Here is a 19144-nt window from a genome sequence, read left to right as displayed (position 1 = left end):
TACGGGTAACCGCAGCGGTAAGGCGCTTGATCTACTTAAACAAAAGGGCTTCAATGTGCTTATGAACGCGCCCGGCGTGAAGCAGTATGACTATGAGCTGTATAAGGTCAGCAGCATAAACGCGGAGAGTTTTTTGAAAATAGCGAATGATCCGAACGTATTAGTCATCGACGTGCGCGAGAAAAAAGACTACGATGCGGGGCATATGAAAGGCGCGATAAATATCCCATACGGCGAGCCTTTAGAAAACTACAAGGACGTGCTTGAGGCCAACAAAGACAAAAAGATAATCACGCACTGCTACAGCGGCAACCGCAGCGCCAAGCTCGCCAAAGCCCTAAACGAGCGAGGCTACAACGTCACAAATCTACTCGACGGCACGAAAGAGTATAATTACGAGCTGGTGAAGTAAATCGAGATTGGCTCTTGAGGTAAAATTTTACGACCATTTTTTGTATTCGCCGCGTCTTTGTGATATGCAGCTTCGCGGCACCTGATAAGACAGATACCGCTAAATTTGAAATTATTTGCTCCGCCTGCTCATTTGGCGCCTACTTTGCATAAAATTTGCCTTTGATGTAGGGCGTAAATTTTAAATTCTCCATACCGAGGCGGCAATAGCGCTTGGGAGTTTAACTCCTTTTAGAGGAATTTTTGAAATTTAAATCATAAAGTTGTAGCGGGAAAACAAGTATTTAGAGCTAAAAATAGAATTTTATAAGTTAGCGCGGATTTTACGGAACGTAAAATTCAAACGAGCTCTATAAAAGTTGCGTGAATTTTAAATGCAACCTAATCGCTTAAAAATTTTACTTCCGAAAATGGAATTTCGCGCTAGTGGTGCGCGCGTTTTAAATAGCCTCACCAATTTCGATAAAATTTGCGCTTTAGGAGAGGCAAGCAAAATCAAGACCGAATTCTAAAAGCAAATTAAGCCCACAACGTATTTCTCGCTCCATCATTACAATGAATCGAATTTTACGCGAAAGTCAAACGCACGAATTAAATTCTGCACGAAATTTTATTCAACCAAGAATTCCTTCTTATCAATCGTGCCATGATAAAAAATCCCGAGCGTATCGTCAAAGGTCTTATCCAAAAATCCGTCTTTTTTTAGTCCCGCTAAAGATGTATTGATTAGCTCTAGCAGCGCATTATTGCCCTTCTGCACGGCGATTGCGTTGTAAGTTTGCTTACCTAGACCATCCAAAGCAACCTGCGTTTTATTATCGATGACCGCGTATGCGTGCAGGATTAGATTATCATCGACATGCACGGCATTTTTCGCCCTTTTGAAAGCGCGGTAGCATTTAGCCGAACTGGCGCAAAAGTTTAAATTCTTTCTAAAGCCCGCTTTGCGTAAGAAATTGTGAATAGGAGAGTGTTTGATGACGAAAATCCTCTTTTTGCGCAGCTGATCGAAGCTCGTGACATTTTCGTCTTTTTTGGCTAGCACACCTACCTGCACCTTAAAATAAGGCTCCGAAAAATCTACTTTTTTCGCTCGCGTGGGCGTAGGAGTAAAGGTCGCAATCACCATATCCGCTTCATTGCGCTGTAAAGCGCTAATGCGTCTTGAAGCCGTGATCGGGATAAATTTTACCTTGCCAGGATTATCGCCGAAAATCTCCTTACCGAGCTTTTCGCCAAGAGCAATCTCAAATCCCCTGTATTTGCCGTCTACGAGCGCACTAAACGGCGGCTGATCGTTATATACACCGATGCGAACGAGCCTATCTTTTTTGATCTGATCCAAAGAATTTGCAGATAGAAAACCAAGTAGCAGAGCCGCCAAAACAAATACTTTCATTTGCTCCCCTTTTAGTTGAAATAAGGCGCAATTATAATAAAAAGAAATTATAGACAGCTAAAATTATGCGATTTATGGCGCATTTTCATCTAAATTTATGAAAAGATGAAATTTACGGATAAAATTCTATGTCCAATTTACAAACGAACACGAGCGAAAAAAGCTTTTAATTAAATTTTATAGACAAAATCTACGGATGAATTTCACGCTAGAAAACCTTAGCAAAATTTACGATATTCTTAAAAGCAAACGGCGAAATTCTACGCAGATTTAGCGTCTAATTGCGAATTTAACTAAGGGGCGAAATTTAGCTCCGCTGTTGCGCAGAAGCTCAAGCTCTTAAAATTTCGTAAAAACCAAGCCAAGATGAAACGTAGCGACCGATAAGCTTAGATCGGCATTACGCGGATGTTTGGACTAAGGTTTTCTTGCAAAACATTTTCGATCGCGTATAATGTGCCGCTCGCACCACTGGCGCAGCCGCTACAAGCGCCTAGGTAGCGGATGTAGATGTCCGTTTTGCCGTCGTCTGCAGGCCTAATGTCGATGACGTCGAGATTGCCGCCGTCCATCTGAAGCATCGGACGGATATCCTCGTCAAGCACCCCTTCGACCGCCTTAAATTTACCGATCAAATTTAACTGCTCAAAGCTCATCTCCGCTCCCGCTTTCGCGCTAGTAGCGGCACTCGCGTTGGCTTGAGCTTGAAGCCTCTCTCGCTCCATCTCCTCTCTGGTTTGCTTTAAAATATCAACCAGATAATAGTCCTTCTCCTCGTGTCCGCCAGGGCGCACGCAGGATTTGCAAAACGCACCCGCTTTGGTGTATTGCGTGATCTCTTCAACCGTGTGAAGATCGTTTAAGCGGATCACCTCTTTGATCGTGCCGAGACTTACGCGCGCGCAGTCGCACACGATGATCTCATCCTCAAAATGCGCAGGATCGATGCCCTTATAATTCGCCGCGGCCTGCTTGATGACGTCGTATGCCATTACCGAGCAGTGCATCTTTTGCGGCGGCACGGCGGGCTCATCGGGGTTATCTCGCATAGCATGCTCCACATCTAAATTTGTAATCTTCACCGCCTGATCGACGGTCTTTCCGATACAAAGCTCAGCCATCGTGTCCGAACTCGCAATCGCCGTACCGCAACCAAAGCTTTTAAATTTAGCGTCTAAAATTCTATCAGTCTTAGGATCGATCAACCAATACAGCCGCACCGCATCGCCGCAGCTCTCGGCGCCGAAGTCTGCGACCACTAGCTTACCACCTCTAGCCTTCGCTTCCTCCTCGGTGATCTCGCCCATATAGCGAGGATTATTCATGCGGTCCTGTACTTTTTGCGAGTACTGCTCCCAGATCGAGCCGTTTATTAAACTGTTTTTTGCCATTTTTTATCCTTTATTTTTCTCATAACCTTGCGGCGCGTAAGCAAACGTGCTTGAAATCCCGCGCAGACGGGCGATAGCTTTACCAATATGTTCGATCGCGTAATCGATCTCCGCCTCCGTCGTAAAGCGCGACAGCGAAAGCCTTAGCGCCGTATGCGCCAGCTCCTTATCCGCACCGATCGCTTCCATTATCGGGTTATTCTCAAGCGCCTCGCTCGCACACGCAGAACCGGTAGAAGCGGCGATACCCGCTTTATTCAGATCCCACAGCATCGCCTCTCCCTCGACGCCTTGGATCGAGGCGAGGATGGTATTTGGCACGCGAATGCTGCGATCGCCCACGACGCTGACGTTTGAAATTTGCAAAAGCGCGTCCTCCAGCTTATCGCGCAGTCTGCTTACCTGAGTGCGCTCAAAATCCATAAATTTATTCGCTAGCTCCAAGGCTTTGCCGAGCCCCACGATGCCAGAAACGTTTAGCGTGCCGCTGCGGCGCCCACCCATCTGTTCGCCGCCGTGAAGCAGGCTCGTAAGCGGCTTGCTATCTTTGATATAGAGTGCGCCGACGCCCTTTGGAGCGTGAAATTTATGCCCGGAAAGGCTCAAAAAATCCACATCCGCATCGCGCACGTTCACCTTTATCTTACCTATCGCTTGCACCGCGTCGGCATGATATAGCGCGCCATGCTCGTGTGCGATTTGCGCGATTTTTTTTACGGGGAAGATCGTGCCGGTTTCGTTATTTGCCCACATCACGCTAACGAGCGCAGTTTTGTCGTCGATCTTTTCGCTAAGCTCGTCAAGATCGATTAGTCCGTCTTTATCGACGCCCAGGCGAGTAATCTTTACGCCGCAAATTTTTTCTAAAAAAGCACAGGTTGCGCTGATTGCGGGGTGCTCGACGGAACTTATGATGATATTATCCTTCTCGCCGGTTAGAATTTTATCGTAGTAAATTCCTTTTAAAACCCAGTTGTTGCTCTCGGTCGCACAGCTTGTGATGACGATATCGTCCGCATCCGCAGCGCCTAGTCCCGCATAGAGCCTATCCATCGCAGTTCTTAGCGCGGGGTGGGTCTCGCTGCCGAAGCTGTGAAGGGAGTTTGGATTGCCGTATTTATCGCAAAAAAACGGCTTCATCTCCTCAAAAACTTCGGGATCGACCATAGTAGTGGCGTTATTATCTAAATAAACGCGCTGCATAAAATTCCTTTCTAAAATTTGTCTGAAATTTAATCAGACAATTTCGCTCTTTTATCAATTTCGCACGATAATATAACATAATTGCTAAATTTTTCTTTAACGCTTGCCGTTTTAAAAACCAAAAGTTTTCGGAGAATTTATTAGATCGAAAAATTCCTTGCGCGTGTCGTTTCGGCTGATAAAAAGCCCCCGCAGTGCCGACGTAGTCGTGGTCGAGTTGATCTTTTGCACGCCGCGCATCTCCATGCACATGTGCCGCGCTTGAAGCACCACGCCCACGCCGAGCGGATGGATAACCTCCTCTATAGCGCCTGCGATCTGCTCGGTAAGCTGCTCTTGGATCTGCAGCCTGCGCGCGAAAATATTTACCATACGCGGAATTTTGCTAAGCCCCACGACCTTTTTATTCGGGATATACGCTACATGCGCGCGCCCGATGATAGGCAGCAGATGGTGCTCGCAGAGGCTATAAAATTCTATATCTTTTATCAAAACCATCTCGTTGTTGCTGCTATCAAACAGCGCGTCGTTTAAAATTTCTTTTGGGTCCAGCTCGTAGCCGCTAGTTAGAAACTCATAGGCTTTAGCTACGCGCTCAGGCGTCTTTGCAAGCCCGTCACGCTTCGGATCCTCGCCTAAAATTTCAAGCATCTGCGACACGCAATTTTCAAATTTTACTCGGCTTTTTTCGTCCATTTTTAGCAATTCCTTAAAAATCGATGCGCGATATTACTCAAAAACGCCTTTTATAACGCTGATAAATTTTAAAATTCCGCGCGAAATTTTATCAATCTCATTATGTTAATGATAATATATTTAAATTTAAGAAATTTTTGTTTAAAATCCGCCGTTTCGATAAGCTTTATCTATAAGGAGTTCGGTAATGAAATTTAAGATGAGTTTTGGCGCGGCTTTGGCGCTTTTTTCTTTTGCTTGCGCCGAACAAAACGCCGCAGCAAACTCCGCCTCGGGCGAAAACCTAGGCGATATCGAGGTCGTAGAATGGGCGAATAACGACGACGGCTACCGTGCCGTACGCAGCGAGATCGGCAAGACGACTAAGAGAATTTTAGAAATTCCGCAAACCGTAAATGTCGTAACGCAGCAGCATCTAAAGGACAAAAAGCCAGAAACCTTAGCGGAATCGCTGCAAAACGTAAGCGGCATAAGCTATGCAAATACGACGGGAAATATTTTCGATGCGATCATCAAGCGTGGCTTCGGCGAGGGTCGCGACGGCTCGATTATGCGCAACGGCGTGCCGGGCGCCGTGATGCACAACTACAATAAAACTATTCAAAGCGTCGAGGTTCTAAAAGGACCCGCAAGTATGCTCTACGGCGCGCAGCAACCGGGTGGCGTCATAAACATGGTAACCAAAAAGCCGCAGTATGAGTTTATAAATGAGCTTTGGGGCGGGCTAGGCAACCGCAACTATTGGGACGCGGGATTTGATACTACAGGACCGATCGCAGATAGCGGCTTTGCGTATAGATTTATATTCGATTACTACGCGAAGGATTATTGGAGAAATTTCGGCGGTATAAAAAACACGCTTTTTGCGCCGTCGCTTGCGTATCAAGGAGACGATTATTCGATAAACTTAGGCTACACCCATAGCCGCTCTACCGATCCGGTGGATCGCGGCGCATTTTTGGTGCCGAGTACGGGTAAAATTTACGGCAGCGGCAAAGTCCGCTTCGACGAGCCGGTAAATAAACTACAAAGCAAGCTCGATACGGTTGATTTCGGCTTTGAGAAGGAATTTAGCGAGGATTGGATATTAAAAGGCGCTTACGCTTTCTCGCGCAGCAAGCACGAATACGGCTACGTCCGTCCGAACAATCCATTCACGCCCCAAGGCCTTACCGGCACGACGCGATCGTATAACTACTACGATAATTTCATACACCGCACGCACGCAGCAAGCGTCACGCTAAACGGCAAATTTGAAACGGGTCCGCTTAAGCACGACGTCCTTTTCGGCACGGATTACAAAAACTACTACAGATACCGCCCGGGCGCGCTAAAAGGCACCGCAGGACGCATCAATATGCTTACCGGACAGACCGCTTCGAGCGCCGTCTTAACGAACGATAGAGAGCCAAAAATACAATATCAAAAGCTAAGAACGATCGGTCTTTACACCCAAGATAATATAAATTTAACCGACGAGTTGATACTTTCTTTGGGCGTGCGTAGGGAATTTTACGATCAAGTAGCCAAACAAAGCTGGCAAGGACCGAACAACACCGATCAGAAAAAGGCCGCTACGACCTATCAGGGCGGGCTTTTGTACCTGTTAAGTCCGCAGTGGTCGGTATATACTAACTACGCGCAAAGCTTCACGCCGCAGATGTCCATAGGCGAGGCGATAGGCGGCGATCTAAAGCCGGAGGAAGGCAAATCCGTGGAGCTCGGCACTAAATTTCAAAACGATCGCGTCACTGCGGGTGCGGCGGTGTTTAATATCGATAAAAGAAACATCCTGCGAACGGTAAATAATATAAGTGAGACGATCGGCAAGGCTCGCTCGCGAGGATTTGAACTCGATATAAACGGGCGCGTGACGCAGGGACTTAGCATGTCGGCGAGCTATGCATATACCAAAACGAGAGTGCGTGAGGACGACGGCGCTTTTGCGGTGCTAATCGGCAAACCGCTGGAAGCGACGCCGAAGCACCAAGCAAGCCTATTTGCCAACTACGATTTCGCGCATCTAGGCGCAAAGGGGCTTAGGCTTGGCGGCGGCGCGCGATACTTCGGCTCGTGGTACACCTACTATATGCGCACGAACCTACCGAGCGTGCCCGCAGGAACGGCGTTTAAGCTGCCTCACGCCGTAGTTTATGACGCTTTCGTGAGCTACGATACTAAAATTTCGGGCTATGATACGAATTTTTCGTTCAACGTCAAAAATTTGACCGACAAAAAATACTACACCTCATCCTCGACCGGCACGACCACGAGCGTGATACCTATTCAAATGGGCTACGCGCGGCAGTTTATGTTTAACGTATCGGTAAAATTTTAACCTCAAGCCCGCTTTAAATTTTAAGGCGGGCTCTTAAAAATTTTAAAATTTAAAAGCCGCGAGCCGCTTAGAGTCGGCAAATTTTAGGAATTTATACTTTAAATAAGAAATTTTTTGATATATTACGAGCTATTTTTAAATTTTCTAAAGGAATTTTATGGAAGTAAAAGCAAAAATGAAAGACGCCGCAAATGCGGTAGCTGCGAGCAAGATCGAAGCAAAGCAGATCGCAGCCAAAGTAGAAGAGCTAGCCAAAAAGGCCTCCAAGCAGCTAAGAATCGACGGATTCAGACAGGGCAAAGTGCCTACCGCGGTGGTTTTGAAGCGATACGGCAAGCAGCTTGAGGGCGACGCAAAGCAGGAGCTTCTTAAAGATATGATCGATCAGTCTCTTAAAATTTTAAAGAAAAAACAAGATGAAATTTTATCCGAGCCGGTCTTTTCTAAATTTGACGAAAAAGAAGGCGACATCAACGTTGAGATCGAAATTTCTTTCAGACCAGAAGTTAGCGTCGAAGGGTACGAGGAGCTGATTCCTAAATTTAGCAGCCCGCGCGTTACACAAAAAGAGATCGACGAGAAAGTGGCGGAATTTTTGCAGATGATCGCTCCGCTTTCTAAAACCAACAAAAAAATTCTAGCCAAAGACGATTTTGCAAAATTCGACTTCGAAGGCTTCGTGGACGGCAAGCCATTCGACGGCGGCAAGGCGCAGGATTACGTCCTTCAGATCGGCTCAAGTCAATTTATCCCGGGCTTTGAAGACGGTATGATCGGACTTAGAGTGGGCGAGGAACGCGACGTGGCGGTTAAATTTCCGCAAGATTACGGCGCGAAAAGCTTAGCCGGCAAGGACGCGATTTTTAAAGTCAAGCTTCACGAAATTCAGGCTAAAAAACCTGCCAAAGAGCTCGGCGAGGAGGAGCTAAAGCAAGCGCTTCCGGGCGAGAAAGAGCCGAGCAAGGAGAAATTTGAAGCGCGCATCAAAGAGCGCATCAAAAACGATAAGCTTCAAAAGCTGATAAACGAGGATTTAAAGCCTAAATTTGCCGACGCGCTCGCCGAGAAATTTAACTTCGCGCTTCCAAAAGCGATCGTTGAGCAGGAGATTAATTTGCAGTTTAACAACGCCTGGAGCGGCTTTTCAAAAGAGCAGATCGAAGAATTTAAAAACAACAAAGACGCCCTGGATAAAAAGCGTGAAGAGTTTAGAAAGGCTGCCGAAAACAGCGTCAAACTTACATTCTTAATCGACGAGCTAGCCAAAAAGCGCAATATCGACGTAAGCGATCAGGAGCTCGTCCAAGCGGTCTATATGGAGGCCTATACCTACGGCGCCGATCCGAAGGAGCATCTAAATAGATACCGCAACAACGGCATGCTGCCGGCCGTTAAAATGGCACTTATAGAAGAGAAGCTATTTAACGATATTTTCTCCAAGCAGGGCAAAAAAGAAGAGAAGGGCGAATAGATGGTGATTCCTTACGTTATCGAACAAACTAGTCGCGGAGAGCGCAGCTACGACATCTACTCGAGGCTGCTAAAAGACCGCATCGTAATGCTTAGCGGCGAGATCGACGACGCAGTAGCAAGCTCGATCGTCGCGCAGCTTCTGTTTTTGGAGGCGGAGGATCCGGATAAGGATATCTATCTATACATCAACTCCCCGGGCGGCGTAGTTACGAGCGGATTTAGCATTTATGACACGATGAATTACATCAAACCCGACGTAAGCACGATCTGTATCGGTCAAGCGGCGTCGATGGGGGCATTTTTGCTAAGCTGCGGAGCCAAAGGCAAACGCTACGCGCTTCCAAACTCGCGCATAATGATCCACCAGCCACTCGGCGGCGCTCAGGGTCAGGCTACCGACATCGAGATCCAAGCCAAAGAAATTTTACGAATGAAAGAAATTCTAAACAACATCCTTTCGCAAAATTCCGGCAAAGATCTCGCGCAGGTCGAAAAGGACACCGATCGCGACTTTTTCATGAGCGCCGAGGATGCCGTGCAATACGGACTGATCGATCAAGTACTTCAAAAGAGCTTTAAATAGATGATCCTGGACGTCCTTACCTATCCGAATAAAAAGCTATACCAAAGATCGACCGAGGTCGTGAAATTCGACGCGGCGCTGGGCGAGCTTTTGGATGATATGTATGAGACGATGATCGCAAAAAACGGCATAGGCCTTGCCGCCATCCAGGTAGGCAGGCCTGTGCGCGCTTTGATCATAAATTTAGCCAATGAGGAAAAAATCCAAGACAAAAAGGACCTCATCGAGATCATCAATCCGCAAATTTTAAAAAAGGAAGGCGAGGTCGTTTACCAGGAGGGCTGCTTGTCGGTGCCCGGCTTTTATGAGGACGTCACGCGCGCCGAGTTTATCACGGTGCAGTTTCAAGACCGCGCCGGCAATACCCAGCAAATGGACGCTAGCGAACTGCTAGCCGTCTGTATCCAGCACGAGATGGACCACCTCGACGGACATCTTTTCATCGAGCATATCGGATACAACAAACGCAAAAAATTTGATAAAGAATTCAAAAAAAGCCTAAAAGAAAAATCGAAATGAAATCCCTAAAATGCGCTGCCTTCACGGATGCACTGATCCCCGTAGAGGTCGAGTCGACATTCGTGCGGGGGCTGCCGGGATTTAATATCGTTGGCCTTGCGGGCGCTACGATAAAAGAGAGCGAAAGCCGCGTAAAAGCCGCGCTTATGAGCCTAAATTTTAAATTTCCCGCATCCAAAATCATCATAAATCTCTCCCCCTCCGACACGCCCAAAAACGGCTCGCACTTCGATCTTGCGATCGCGCTTCTCATCGCGCTGCAAAAAGAGCGCATCGACGGCGATTTCTTCGTCTTCGGCGAGCTCGGTTTAGACGGCAGCCTAAAGAGCACGGCGAGCCTCTTTTCGATCCTGCTTTTTTTAAGCACGAAGGTGAAGCGCGCTAAAATTTTAGTGCCGCAAAGCATTGCTCTAAAGGCCTGCACGATCCCAAACTACGACGTTTATGCGGTGGATAGCCTAAGCGATGCGGTCAGATTTTTTTTAGATGAGGAGTTCGCCGCAAGCAGGCTCATGCGAGAAACCCATCCACTTTTTAAAAATGTAGTGGAGATTGACGGGCAAGCTTACGTTCCCAACCGCGATTTTTCGCTCGATTTCAAAGACGTCAAAGGGCAAAAGCGTGCCAAGCGCGCAAGCCTGATCGCCGCGTGCGGCATGCACAACATCCTCTTTGAGGGCAGCCCGGGATGTGGCAAAAGCATGTGCGCCAAGCGAATAGCCAGAATTCTGCCGCCGCAGAGCCTAGGCGAAGTGCTACTCTCGTGCGCCTACGAGTCGCTAAATAACAAAGATGTCGATTTTAGCGCGCTGCGCCCCTTCCGCTCGCCGCACCATACCAGCACGCGCAGCTCGATTTTCGGCGGCGGCAGTAGCGGCGCAAAGATCGGCGAGGTCGCGCTTGCAAACGGCGGCGAGCTGTTTTTCGACGAGCTGCCGCACTTCGGCAAGCAAATTTTAGAAAGCCTGCGCGAGCCTCTGGAGGATAATAGAATTTTGATTTCGCGCGTAAATTCCAAGGTCGAATACCAAACGAAATTTATCTTCGTCGCGGCGCAAAACCCCTGCCCGTGCGGAAATCTGTTCTCCAAAAACCTCACCTGCACCTGCTCGCTAAACGACATCAGGCGCTACAAAAACACGATCTCCGCGCCGCTGCTCGATCGCATCGACATATACGTCGCGATGGACGAGACCGGCGCGGACGACAGAAGCGACGTTTGCAGCGGGGAGATGGCAGATGCCGTGCTGCGGGCGTTTCGCGCGCAAAAGGCTCGCGGACAGAGCGAGCTAAACGCAAAGCTGCGCGACGAGGAAACTGAAAAATTTTGCGTCTGCGAAAGCACTGCGCGGGATGTTTTGCAAACGGCGATCACCCGCTACGACCTTTCGCAGCGCGGCGTAAATAAGACGCTAAAGCTCGCGCGCACGATCGCCGATCTAGCAGGCGCCGAGATCATCGCCAAGGCGCATATTTTGGAGGCTCTTAGCTTTCGCATAAGGAGCGAAATTTGAAAAAAATTTTCTTTAGCACCGAGGAGCTCGATGCGCGAGCAAGTGCGAAATTTGGACTTAGCGAGCAAATTTTAATGGAAAACGCCGCTTGCAGGATCGAGGGCGAGATCAGAAAGCGGCTCAAAAAGGGCTCGCGTATTTTGGCGCTTTGCGGCGGCGGAAATAACGGCGCGGACGCGATGGCGGCGCTGCGAAAGCTAAGCGGCGATTTTAGCTGCACCGCACTTTGCGTGCTTCAAAACAGAAGCGCAGCAGGCAAATTTCAAGCGGATGCGGCGCAGGCTGTGGGCGTTAAGTTTATCGATATCGCGAGCGCAAAAGACGATTGCGGGCACGTAGAGGGCGCGTCTAGCAAGGACATCTGCACGCATGAAGGCGTAGGCGGCTCCTATTTAAAAGGCACTGGCGCGAGCGAGCCACGGGGCGAGCGCGAAAGCCTAAGCGGTGCAGACATTTTGTGTGACGGCGATAAATTAAGCGCGAAATTTACGAGCGCTAAATTTGAGATCGCGGGGCACGGCAGCGAATGCGGCAATCTAGGCAGTGAATGCGGCGTAACGAGCGTCCTGCGCGATGAGATTACAAAAGCAGACTGCATAATCGACGGGATTTTCGGTAGCGGTTTGAATAAACCGATAAGCTCTGAAATTTGTGAAATTTTATCTCTCGCAAATAGCGCGAAAGCTCTAAAAATTGCAGTCGATATCCCAAGCGGTATCGACAAGAGCGGGCGCATTTTAGGCGGTGCGTTTTGTGCGGACTTGACGATCGCGATGGGCGCGCTTAAACTCGCGCTGTTTTCGGACGCAGCGAAGGATTATGTAGGGCAGATCAAGGTCGCAAATCTTGGAATTTCGCGCTCAAATTTTGAGGGGCGGAGCGAATATTTTCTACTTCAAAAAAGCGATCTGAAGCTGCCGCTACGCAGGAAGCAAAACACCAACAAGGGCGATTTCGGGCACACCTACGTCGTAAGCGGACAGATGAGCGGAGCGGCGCAGATGGCGGCTCTGGCGGCTCACGCGATCGGCAGCGGGCTCGTTAGCGTCGTTAGTGAGGGACCATTAAATCTAAGCCCGATTTTGATGCAAAAAAGCTCATTTGAGCACGCGCGGGTCGTAGTCTGTGGTTGTGGTCTCGGGGAGCAGAAGATCGATCTTGCCGCGCTGCGGGACAAAAGCTGCGTCATCGACGCCGATCTGTGCTATAAGCGTGAAATTTTAAGCCTGCTAAACGCCAATTCAAATTTAATCCTAACGCCTCATCCGAAGGAGTTTTGCTCACTTTTAAAGATCGCGGGCATCGCAGATCTTAGCGTGAGCGAGCTGCAAGAGCGGCGCTTCGAGCTTGCGCGGGCGTGGAGCGAGAAATTTAGCGGCGTGCTCGTGCTAAAGGGCGCAAACACGCTCATCGCCCAAGCTGGCGTCATCTACGTCTGCGACAAGGGCAGCGCCGCGCTCGCAAAGGGCGGCAGCGGCGATGTGCTCGCAGGGCTCATCGGCGGGCTGCTCGCGCAAGGCTACTCGCCTTTGCAAGCCTCAATCTGCGGCGTCCTAGCCCACGCACTCGCCGCGCGAGCCTTCGCCAAAAACTCCTACGCGCTAAATCCGCTCGATCTCATCGAGGAGGTAAAATGGTTGTGAAAAAGCTCGCCGTGCTTTTTAGCGGTAGCGGCTCAAATTTGGAGGCGATCTTACAGAAGCTACACGGCAAAACTTTTGGGGGCACCAAGATCGAAGTCGTGCTAACGCTAAGCAACAAAGCGGGCGCCGGCGGTATCGCAAAGGCCGCGAAATTCGGACTTCAAAGCGTGATCCTAAATCACAAAGATTTTGCTAGCCGCGAGGAATTCGACGCCGCGCTCGTGCGCGAGATCGAAAAAAGCGGCGCGGAGCTTACGGTGCTTGCGGGCTTTATGCGGATTCTCACGCCCGTTTTTACGAGCAGGGTTCGCGCGATAAATTTGCATCCGTCGCTGCTACCGCTTTTTAAGGGCGCGCATGCGATAGAGCAGAGCTTTGAGAGCGATATGAAGGTGGGCGGCGTGAGCGTGCACTGGGTCAGCGAGGAGCTTGACGGCGGTAAAATCATCGCTCAGCGCACGTTTGAAAAGAGCGCAGGAATGAGCCTTGAAGCTTACGAAGCCCAAATCCACGAGATCGAACATGAGCTATTGCCGCAGGTGATCGTAGAAATTTTGTGCCAAAGCTAAATTTAGCGCAGAAATTCGCGCTAAATTTAAAAGAGCGAAATTCCGCGGAATTTTATAAATTTAAATCTTAGTTCTTTAAATTTTAGGGGCGAACTCTAAGTATTAAATTTTAAAATTTACTAGCTAAATTTAGAAAGATAAAGATGACCGCAAACGAACTGGAAAAACTAAGGCTCGGCATCCTAGATGAGGCGGAGCGGCACAAAGGCACGGCGTTTTCGATAATAGTACTAGCGGTGCTAGCCTCGGCGCTGTGGCTATTTTTCAATTTTAGAGATCAAGAAGCAGCAGTAGGCCTCTGCTGGATCATAGTGGCATTTAGCTGCGGCAGCATCTCTTTTAGAGTAGTGAATAAAGATGCAAATATAGTGCGCGTATTTATCTTTTGCACCTTGCTGTGGATGCTGGCCAAAGGCGTAGAAATGTGCAAGAATGATACCTTACGCTTCGTCATCGCACTCGTAACCATCTGCCTTTCTTTGTTTAATATCGCGGATGCCGCGCTGGAGCGGATCAAATAATAGATCCAAAAAATTCGTCCGCACCTTTAAACACCAATATATCGCGCCCTATATCGCAAGTCTAGGCTACCGCTACGAAATTTCAGGCTCGTTTCGACCGACGTATCTGCGCGCTAGCGGCCTATTTGTGGACGGCATAAGCTATTTTGATTGCGAAGATAAAATTTCCGGCGTCTATGACGGAGTATTTTTCAGCTTTGCGGATGTTTGCGTGACCCACACCGACGAACGATATAACAGCAGAGGGATCTTTTTCTACGCGGAATTTAAAAAGCGCATAAACTCGGTGGCCGTGATCTTGCCGCTGCTCAGCGCGAGACCAACACTCAGCGGACTTAAGAAGATCGCGATGGACGATAGCGAGTTTAGCTCCGCATTTAGCGTATATAGCGCCGATGCGATGTCTGCAATGTATGCCCTCACGCCCGCCTTTATGCGGCGCTTGCTTCGCTTTAGAAGCGGTGCCGGCGGACCGATCAGTTTAAGCTTTTCGGATAGAAACGTCTATATTTTCATCCGCACGGGATACGATAGTTTCGAGCCTAGCGTAGATCGCAGCGTACTTAGTTTCGATCCTGCCGCGTCTATCAAGCACGAGCTTTTATTCTTTCTATCCATAGTAAAAAGTCTAAAATTAAACGAAAATATCTGGCAGGATTAAATTCTAAATTTGACCTTAAATCCGCAAATACGGAGGCTTTGCGCCGCCGCAGAATTTTGAAATTTTGCTTTAAATTTACGCGTTACTACGCCGTAACCGCTACAACAAAATTCTATTTGAAATTTCAAGGGCATTTAAACCATGAAATTTATAAGATTGTTGTAGCGACGCAAATTTTGCGACATATGATTTAGGGCTTTTAGCTTATTTTGCCTAGCATATTGTGACAAAATCAGCGATCTATTTTAGCTCTAAAAGCCGTTTAATATCACCTTTGCTTAAATACGGCGCAAATATATGCTGCGGCTGCGAGCCACTTAGTTTTACTAGCATATCGCCTGCGCCTAGAAGTTTTTCAGCTCCGCTTTCGTCCAAGACAATCTGAGAGGCTTTGGCATTTTGCACTTTTAATGCGATTCGTAAATCAAAATTTGCGCGCAATTCTTGCTTAAAAATATTTGCATTGGGCGTTTGGGTCGCTATGATTAGATGGATATCCGCAGCACGAGCCTTTTGTGCCAAGATCACGATACTATCTTGAAGCATCTTAATCTGACCGAAAGCATCAGCAACTTCATCGAAAACCACAACTATACTTGGCATCGGAGTAGAAAGTTCAGCGTTTTTGCTGACACCTTCTTTGGCTAGAACACTATAACGTCTATCCATTTCCTTAATGACAGCATCAATCACGGCTTGTGTATGAGATATATCCTTGACTACTCCGCCAAGCTCGCTTAAACTTCTTAGTTTATCGTAAATACCAAACTCAGCTCCATTTTTAGGATCTATGAGTACAAAGCGTATATTTTGATTTAACATTGCTAGCGACGTAATGAGCGTATGTAAAAGCATGGACTTGCCGCTACCGCTAGTACCACCGATAAGCAAGTGCTGTGATAAATCAAAGAAAAATGCCTCATTTTTGATATTGCGACCGCAATAGGCTGGCAAAGCGTAGCTTTTTGTATAGCTAGATATATCGAAACCAAAATCATCTGCATCAAATTTTTTCCACCGACTTTTAGGTCTAGGCAAATATAAATTTAAGCTCATCTGTTCACCCGCGTATTGTGTTGAAGCATCGGAGTAAAGACCAAATTTTACCTTGTAGTCATCAACTTCGTTTTCAACCCGAGCATAGTCTTTCATATCTTTGAAGCGGATTTTAAATACGTCGTGACGCAATGCATGGTCACTAGATAGAATTTCTGCTTTTATACCGACGGAAGTAAAATATTCTCGTATCTTATCCTCATCTAACCTTTCAGAAATTGATTCTTCCGCAGGTATAATTTTTGGCTCTATTGTAACGCTAAATTCATCAATCAGGAATTGATAAAAGTCATCCTTGCTTTTGTAGAGATTATTTAGCTCGTAAAGTCCACGATGGATATATTTTTCGATAGCACTAATAAAAATTGCATCGTCGCTAAAATCTAAATTCTCGCTCTTATGCCTTAGCATAAAAGCTGCACGCAAAATATCTGTATAGTCTTTAGATTCTTTACCACTGCCAGTTACTTGGGACATATTATATTCTCTACCCCCACTAGAAAATCCATCGTATAGGATGAAATTAGCATAACATGGATTATCTAAACTTTTATATTCTAATCGAAAGGATTTGTTGATTGCCATCCTCAAAATTACATATTTAGGCACATCTACGGCTAGATAATTTTTTATAATATTAGAAATGAAATTCTCCTCGCCGGCTTTGGTATAAATTTTCCCTAGCATTATTCTCTCCTTGGTTTTATGCTTGCACTATCTCGCGAATCTTTATCATTAGTGATGTCGTAAATCCCTGCGATTTTACCGCTTGCAAATTCCAGCTCTCTTTGGCTAAATTCAGTATCTGTAGGTAACACGATAACTTGATTGGACGCATTTGCATAATAGTTTTGAATGACATTCTTACGGTTAGAGGCATCTAGTCTGGCTAGCGGAGTATCAATAATAAGAGGCAAGCATCTATCGCTTAACTTAGATAACGCCCAAAATATGCTAATCGCAGCAATTTGTTTCTGACCTGCACTCTGGCTTCGTACAGCAATAGCTTCTCCGCTTGCATCGATAAATTTCACGATGAAGTTATCGATCTTAATGTCCGCTACGTTGTCCTCAGCAATTAGATGCTTATAATTAGACAAAATTTTATCTCTTAGTCTCTCTCCGGTTCTTGCTATGCGTCCCGATTTGTAGGTGATAATCTGAGTCTTAATCTCCGATAGCAAATTCAACTTCTTTTTAATACGCAAGTCGCGGGCCGCTTTATCTTTTAACGCAGCAATTTCTATTTCTAGTTCGCCTATATGCTTTTCAGAGTTGGTTTTTTGTTCAATATTTTTTCTTAGGTTCTCGCTCGCTTCCAACTTTTCTACCTCTAATGCCTCGATCTCCTCGTTTAGTTTAGCTAATTCCGCATCAACCGATGAATCTGCAATGAGATCATCTAGATTGCGTGAGATACGAGAGATATCAGACTTAGCATTTTTAGCGTCTCTTACGGCATCTAAAAGTTTAACGGAATTTTCTTTAGCAGCGCTATAAACGATAGGAATGGTGCTTTTATTAATTCCTTTAAATTCTCCGTCATTATTTTTGATAAATTCTAAAAACGCATCGCGTAAATATGTATTTAAATCTATCGCGTCGCATTTAAATCCTATTTTTTCACACAATAAGTAATCTACGCTAAATTTGGCTAACTTAGTAAGGTCCTCTTTATTGAACCCGCTAGTATCACTACTCTTTTATATTCTAGATAAAAGTTCTAAGAAGAATTCGTCTAATCCTGCGAATAAAATTTCACCACCGAATTCCGCAATACTTTGCTTGGCTCTTTGCAGGTCAGCCATAGCAGCATCTTTAGCATTTTGCAGGCCCTCGCTTTCTTTAGAATTGCTCCTTATCTTACCTTCCAATTCTTTCTTTTTAGCAGTTATAGCGGCAGATTTATCGCTCACTTGAGCTTCGTAAAATTTTATATTTATTTTAGCATTTTGAAAGCGCTCTTCCTCGCTTTTTTGTCGGCCCTCGCATAAGTCTAGATCAGATTTAATTTTACTTGCCATATTACTTTGTGAGATTAGTTCTCTTTCCGCCTTATTGATCTGATCCGATAATCTATCTAATACGGCAATATTCAACATGCTTTGAATTTTATCTTTTAGCTCGGTGCTGACCTCGTCTGCCATCGCCTCGATCTCTTCGCCGTCGAATACAAAAAACTGTAAAAAATTTAACGGTAGAATTCTCTCGATCTCCTCGCGAGCTTGATTGTTTTCCAGCCGCTCGCCATCTTTTATAAAAATTAACTTTTCGCATAGATCAGGAAATCTACTCCACTCTCTCCTAATGATTATCTCGCGTTCATCTTCATCAAGCGCTAACTCAATATAGAATTTATTCTCGTCGTTGCTAAGCGCACGACGGTTAAAAGCGCCTCGCCATCCGTTTTCGCTATTTTGACCTAGCAGTAGGACCCTAGGTGTAAAAACACCTCTACTACGTGTGCCAGTAAAATTTAATACGACCTCCGGTACATTTTCGCCTACATCTAGCATTCCGCTTCCTGCAAAAAGTAATTTCACGCTTCTTATAAAGCTAGTCTTGCCGAATCCATTCCTTCCGAAAAGTAAATATATGGGCTTGCCTTGTGACAAGGTAAATTCTACATTCTGTTCACCATAATAAGCGAAAAGATTACAAATCGTAATGCGTTTATAAAATATCATCACTATCTCCTAGCTTCGCCGTTTCATCATCAATATTTTTCATAATGATCTCGTAAATTTCGTTATCCTTGATACCTTCTTTTCGCACTATTTCTGAGATAATGCGCTTTGCCGCCTCTCCACCCTTACTTGTCGTATCGATTAAATCAACATCCTCTAATATGGGCGTTGAAATTTCAATATTTTGCATTCTGTCAAACTCCTTTGATATTGTAATACACGAGCTTTCGCTATCGAATTCTTTTTCCCAAATCTTAGCGATCATTCCTAGTTGTTCGTCACTAATTAGCTCACTGCCGCCGCACGCCTTAAATTCTGCTTCGGCGCGCAAAAACCTTCTTAGAATTTCTTTTCGCGCCGAAGACGTAAAAGGCCCTGGACGAAAACTACCATCTTTTTTAAAATCGCACCTCATTGAACGATTTTCCCTAGCCTCCTTTATAAAATTCCGAAATTCATTTAGTACCGCCAGCGAGCTCT

17 protein-coding genes and 1 pseudogene are annotated in these 19144 nt (G+C 46.3%); 10 read left to right on the top strand and 8 right to left on the bottom strand.

Translation table 11 applies throughout. The features are described from left to right. On the top strand, positions 1-412 hold a 412-nt coding region (locus Q0256_RS03510), incomplete at its 5' end, for a rhodanese-like domain-containing protein (protein WP_297960088.1). A 609-nt stretch (positions 413-1021) separates the two neighbouring features. Here Q0256_RS03510 and Q0256_RS03505 read toward each other — a convergent pair. The 4 genes from Q0256_RS03505 to folE form a co-directional block, all read right to left on the bottom strand. Beyond that, a complete protein-coding gene (locus Q0256_RS03505) occupies positions 1022-1810 on the bottom strand; it encodes a transporter substrate-binding domain-containing protein (RefSeq protein WP_297960086.1) in 789 nt (262 codons plus the stop codon). A 389-nt stretch (positions 1811-2199) separates the two neighbouring features. Beyond that, positions 2200-3201 carry an iron-sulfur cluster assembly scaffold protein gene (locus Q0256_RS03500; protein WP_297960084.1) on the bottom strand — a complete coding sequence of 334 codons (1002 nt, stop codon included), beginning with the start codon at positions 3199-3201 and terminating at the stop codon, positions 2200-2202. A gap of 3 nt (positions 3202-3204) precedes the next feature. Continuing rightward, positions 3205-4404: a NifS family cysteine desulfurase gene (locus tag Q0256_RS03495; protein ID WP_297960082.1), complete on the bottom strand. Its 1200-nt coding sequence runs from the start codon at positions 4402-4404 to the stop codon at positions 3205-3207. Positions 4405-4515: 111 nt separating this feature from the next. Next, complete coding sequence (gene folE / locus Q0256_RS03490; RefSeq protein ID WP_297960080.1) at positions 4516-5100, bottom strand: GTP cyclohydrolase I FolE; 585 nt, start codon at positions 5098-5100, stop codon at positions 4516-4518. 187 nt (positions 5101-5287) lie between these two features. Between folE and Q0256_RS03485 the strand changes: the two genes are divergently transcribed. The 9 genes from Q0256_RS03485 to Q0256_RS03445 all read left to right on the top strand — a co-directional run bounded on the left by Q0256_RS03485 (position 5288) and on the right by Q0256_RS03445 (position 14921). After that, complete coding sequence (locus Q0256_RS03485; RefSeq protein ID WP_297960079.1) at positions 5288-7438, top strand: TonB-dependent siderophore receptor; 2151 nt, start codon at positions 5288-5290, stop codon at positions 7436-7438. 157 nt (positions 7439-7595) lie between these two features. Further along, complete coding sequence (tig, locus tag Q0256_RS03480) at positions 7596-8909, top strand: trigger factor (protein ID WP_297960077.1); 1314 nt, start codon at positions 7596-7598, stop codon at positions 8907-8909. Continuing rightward, complete coding sequence (gene clpP / locus Q0256_RS03475) at positions 8910-9494, top strand: ATP-dependent Clp endopeptidase proteolytic subunit ClpP (RefSeq protein ID WP_295150849.1); 585 nt, start codon at positions 8910-8912, stop codon at positions 9492-9494. It begins immediately after the preceding gene. After that, positions 9495-10013 carry a peptide deformylase gene (def, locus tag Q0256_RS03470; protein WP_297960075.1) on the top strand — a complete coding sequence of 173 codons (519 nt, stop codon included), beginning with the start codon at positions 9495-9497 and terminating at the stop codon, positions 10011-10013. Beyond that, a complete protein-coding gene (locus tag Q0256_RS03465) occupies positions 10010-11527 on the top strand; it encodes a YifB family Mg chelatase-like AAA ATPase (RefSeq protein ID WP_297960074.1) in 1518 nt (505 codons plus the stop codon). The genes def and Q0256_RS03465 overlap by 4 nt, the downstream gene beginning before the upstream one ends. Continuing rightward, a complete protein-coding gene (locus Q0256_RS03460; RefSeq protein WP_297960072.1) occupies positions 11524-13170 on the top strand; it encodes an NAD(P)H-hydrate dehydratase in 1647 nt (548 codons plus the stop codon). The genes Q0256_RS03465 and Q0256_RS03460 overlap by 4 nt, the downstream gene beginning before the upstream one ends. Then, complete coding sequence (gene purN, locus Q0256_RS03455) at positions 13161-13739, top strand: phosphoribosylglycinamide formyltransferase (RefSeq protein WP_297960070.1); 579 nt, start codon at positions 13161-13163, stop codon at positions 13737-13739. The genes Q0256_RS03460 and purN overlap by 10 nt, the downstream gene beginning before the upstream one ends. Before the next feature lie 143 nt (positions 13740-13882). Next, positions 13883-14260: a hypothetical protein gene (locus Q0256_RS03450; protein WP_297960067.1), complete on the top strand. Its 378-nt coding sequence runs from the start codon at positions 13883-13885 to the stop codon at positions 14258-14260. Continuing rightward, the gene (locus Q0256_RS03445) at positions 14235-14921 is read left to right on the top strand and encodes a DUF3137 domain-containing protein (RefSeq protein WP_297960065.1); all 687 of its coding nucleotides are present in this window, start codon (positions 14235-14237) and stop codon (positions 14919-14921) included. Before Q0256_RS03450 ends, Q0256_RS03445 begins: the two co-directional genes overlap by 26 nt. 240 nt (positions 14922-15161) lie before the next feature. On the opposite strand, the gene Q0256_RS03440 is transcribed toward Q0256_RS03445, so the two are convergent. The 4 genes and pseudogenes from Q0256_RS03440 to Q0256_RS03425 all read right to left on the bottom strand — a co-directional run. After that, positions 15162-16664 carry an FtsK/SpoIIIE domain-containing protein gene (locus Q0256_RS03440; RefSeq protein ID WP_297960063.1) on the bottom strand — a complete coding sequence of 501 codons (1503 nt, stop codon included), beginning with the start codon at positions 16662-16664 and terminating at the stop codon, positions 15162-15164. Beyond that, entirely contained in the window at positions 16664-17608 is a 945-nt protein-coding gene (locus Q0256_RS03435; protein WP_297960061.1) for a hypothetical protein, read from the bottom strand. Before Q0256_RS03435 ends, Q0256_RS03440 begins: the two co-directional genes overlap by 1 nt. A 72-nt stretch (positions 17609-17680) precedes the next feature. Continuing rightward, positions 17681-18664: an AAA family ATPase gene (locus tag Q0256_RS03430; protein WP_297960058.1), complete on the bottom strand. Its 984-nt coding sequence runs from the start codon at positions 18662-18664 to the stop codon at positions 17681-17683. Continuing rightward, positions 18651-19144: pseudogene (locus tag Q0256_RS03425) on the bottom strand (hypothetical protein); the annotation flags it as partial. The gene Q0256_RS03430 and the pseudogene Q0256_RS03425, both read right to left, overlap by 14 nt.

The organism is uncultured Campylobacter sp., from assembly GCF_937949835.1.
Classification (GTDB): Bacteria; Campylobacterota; Campylobacteria; order Campylobacterales; family Campylobacteraceae; genus Campylobacter_B.
Note: the sequence above shows the minus strand (reverse complement) of the source record. Positions and strands in the feature narration are given on the sequence as shown.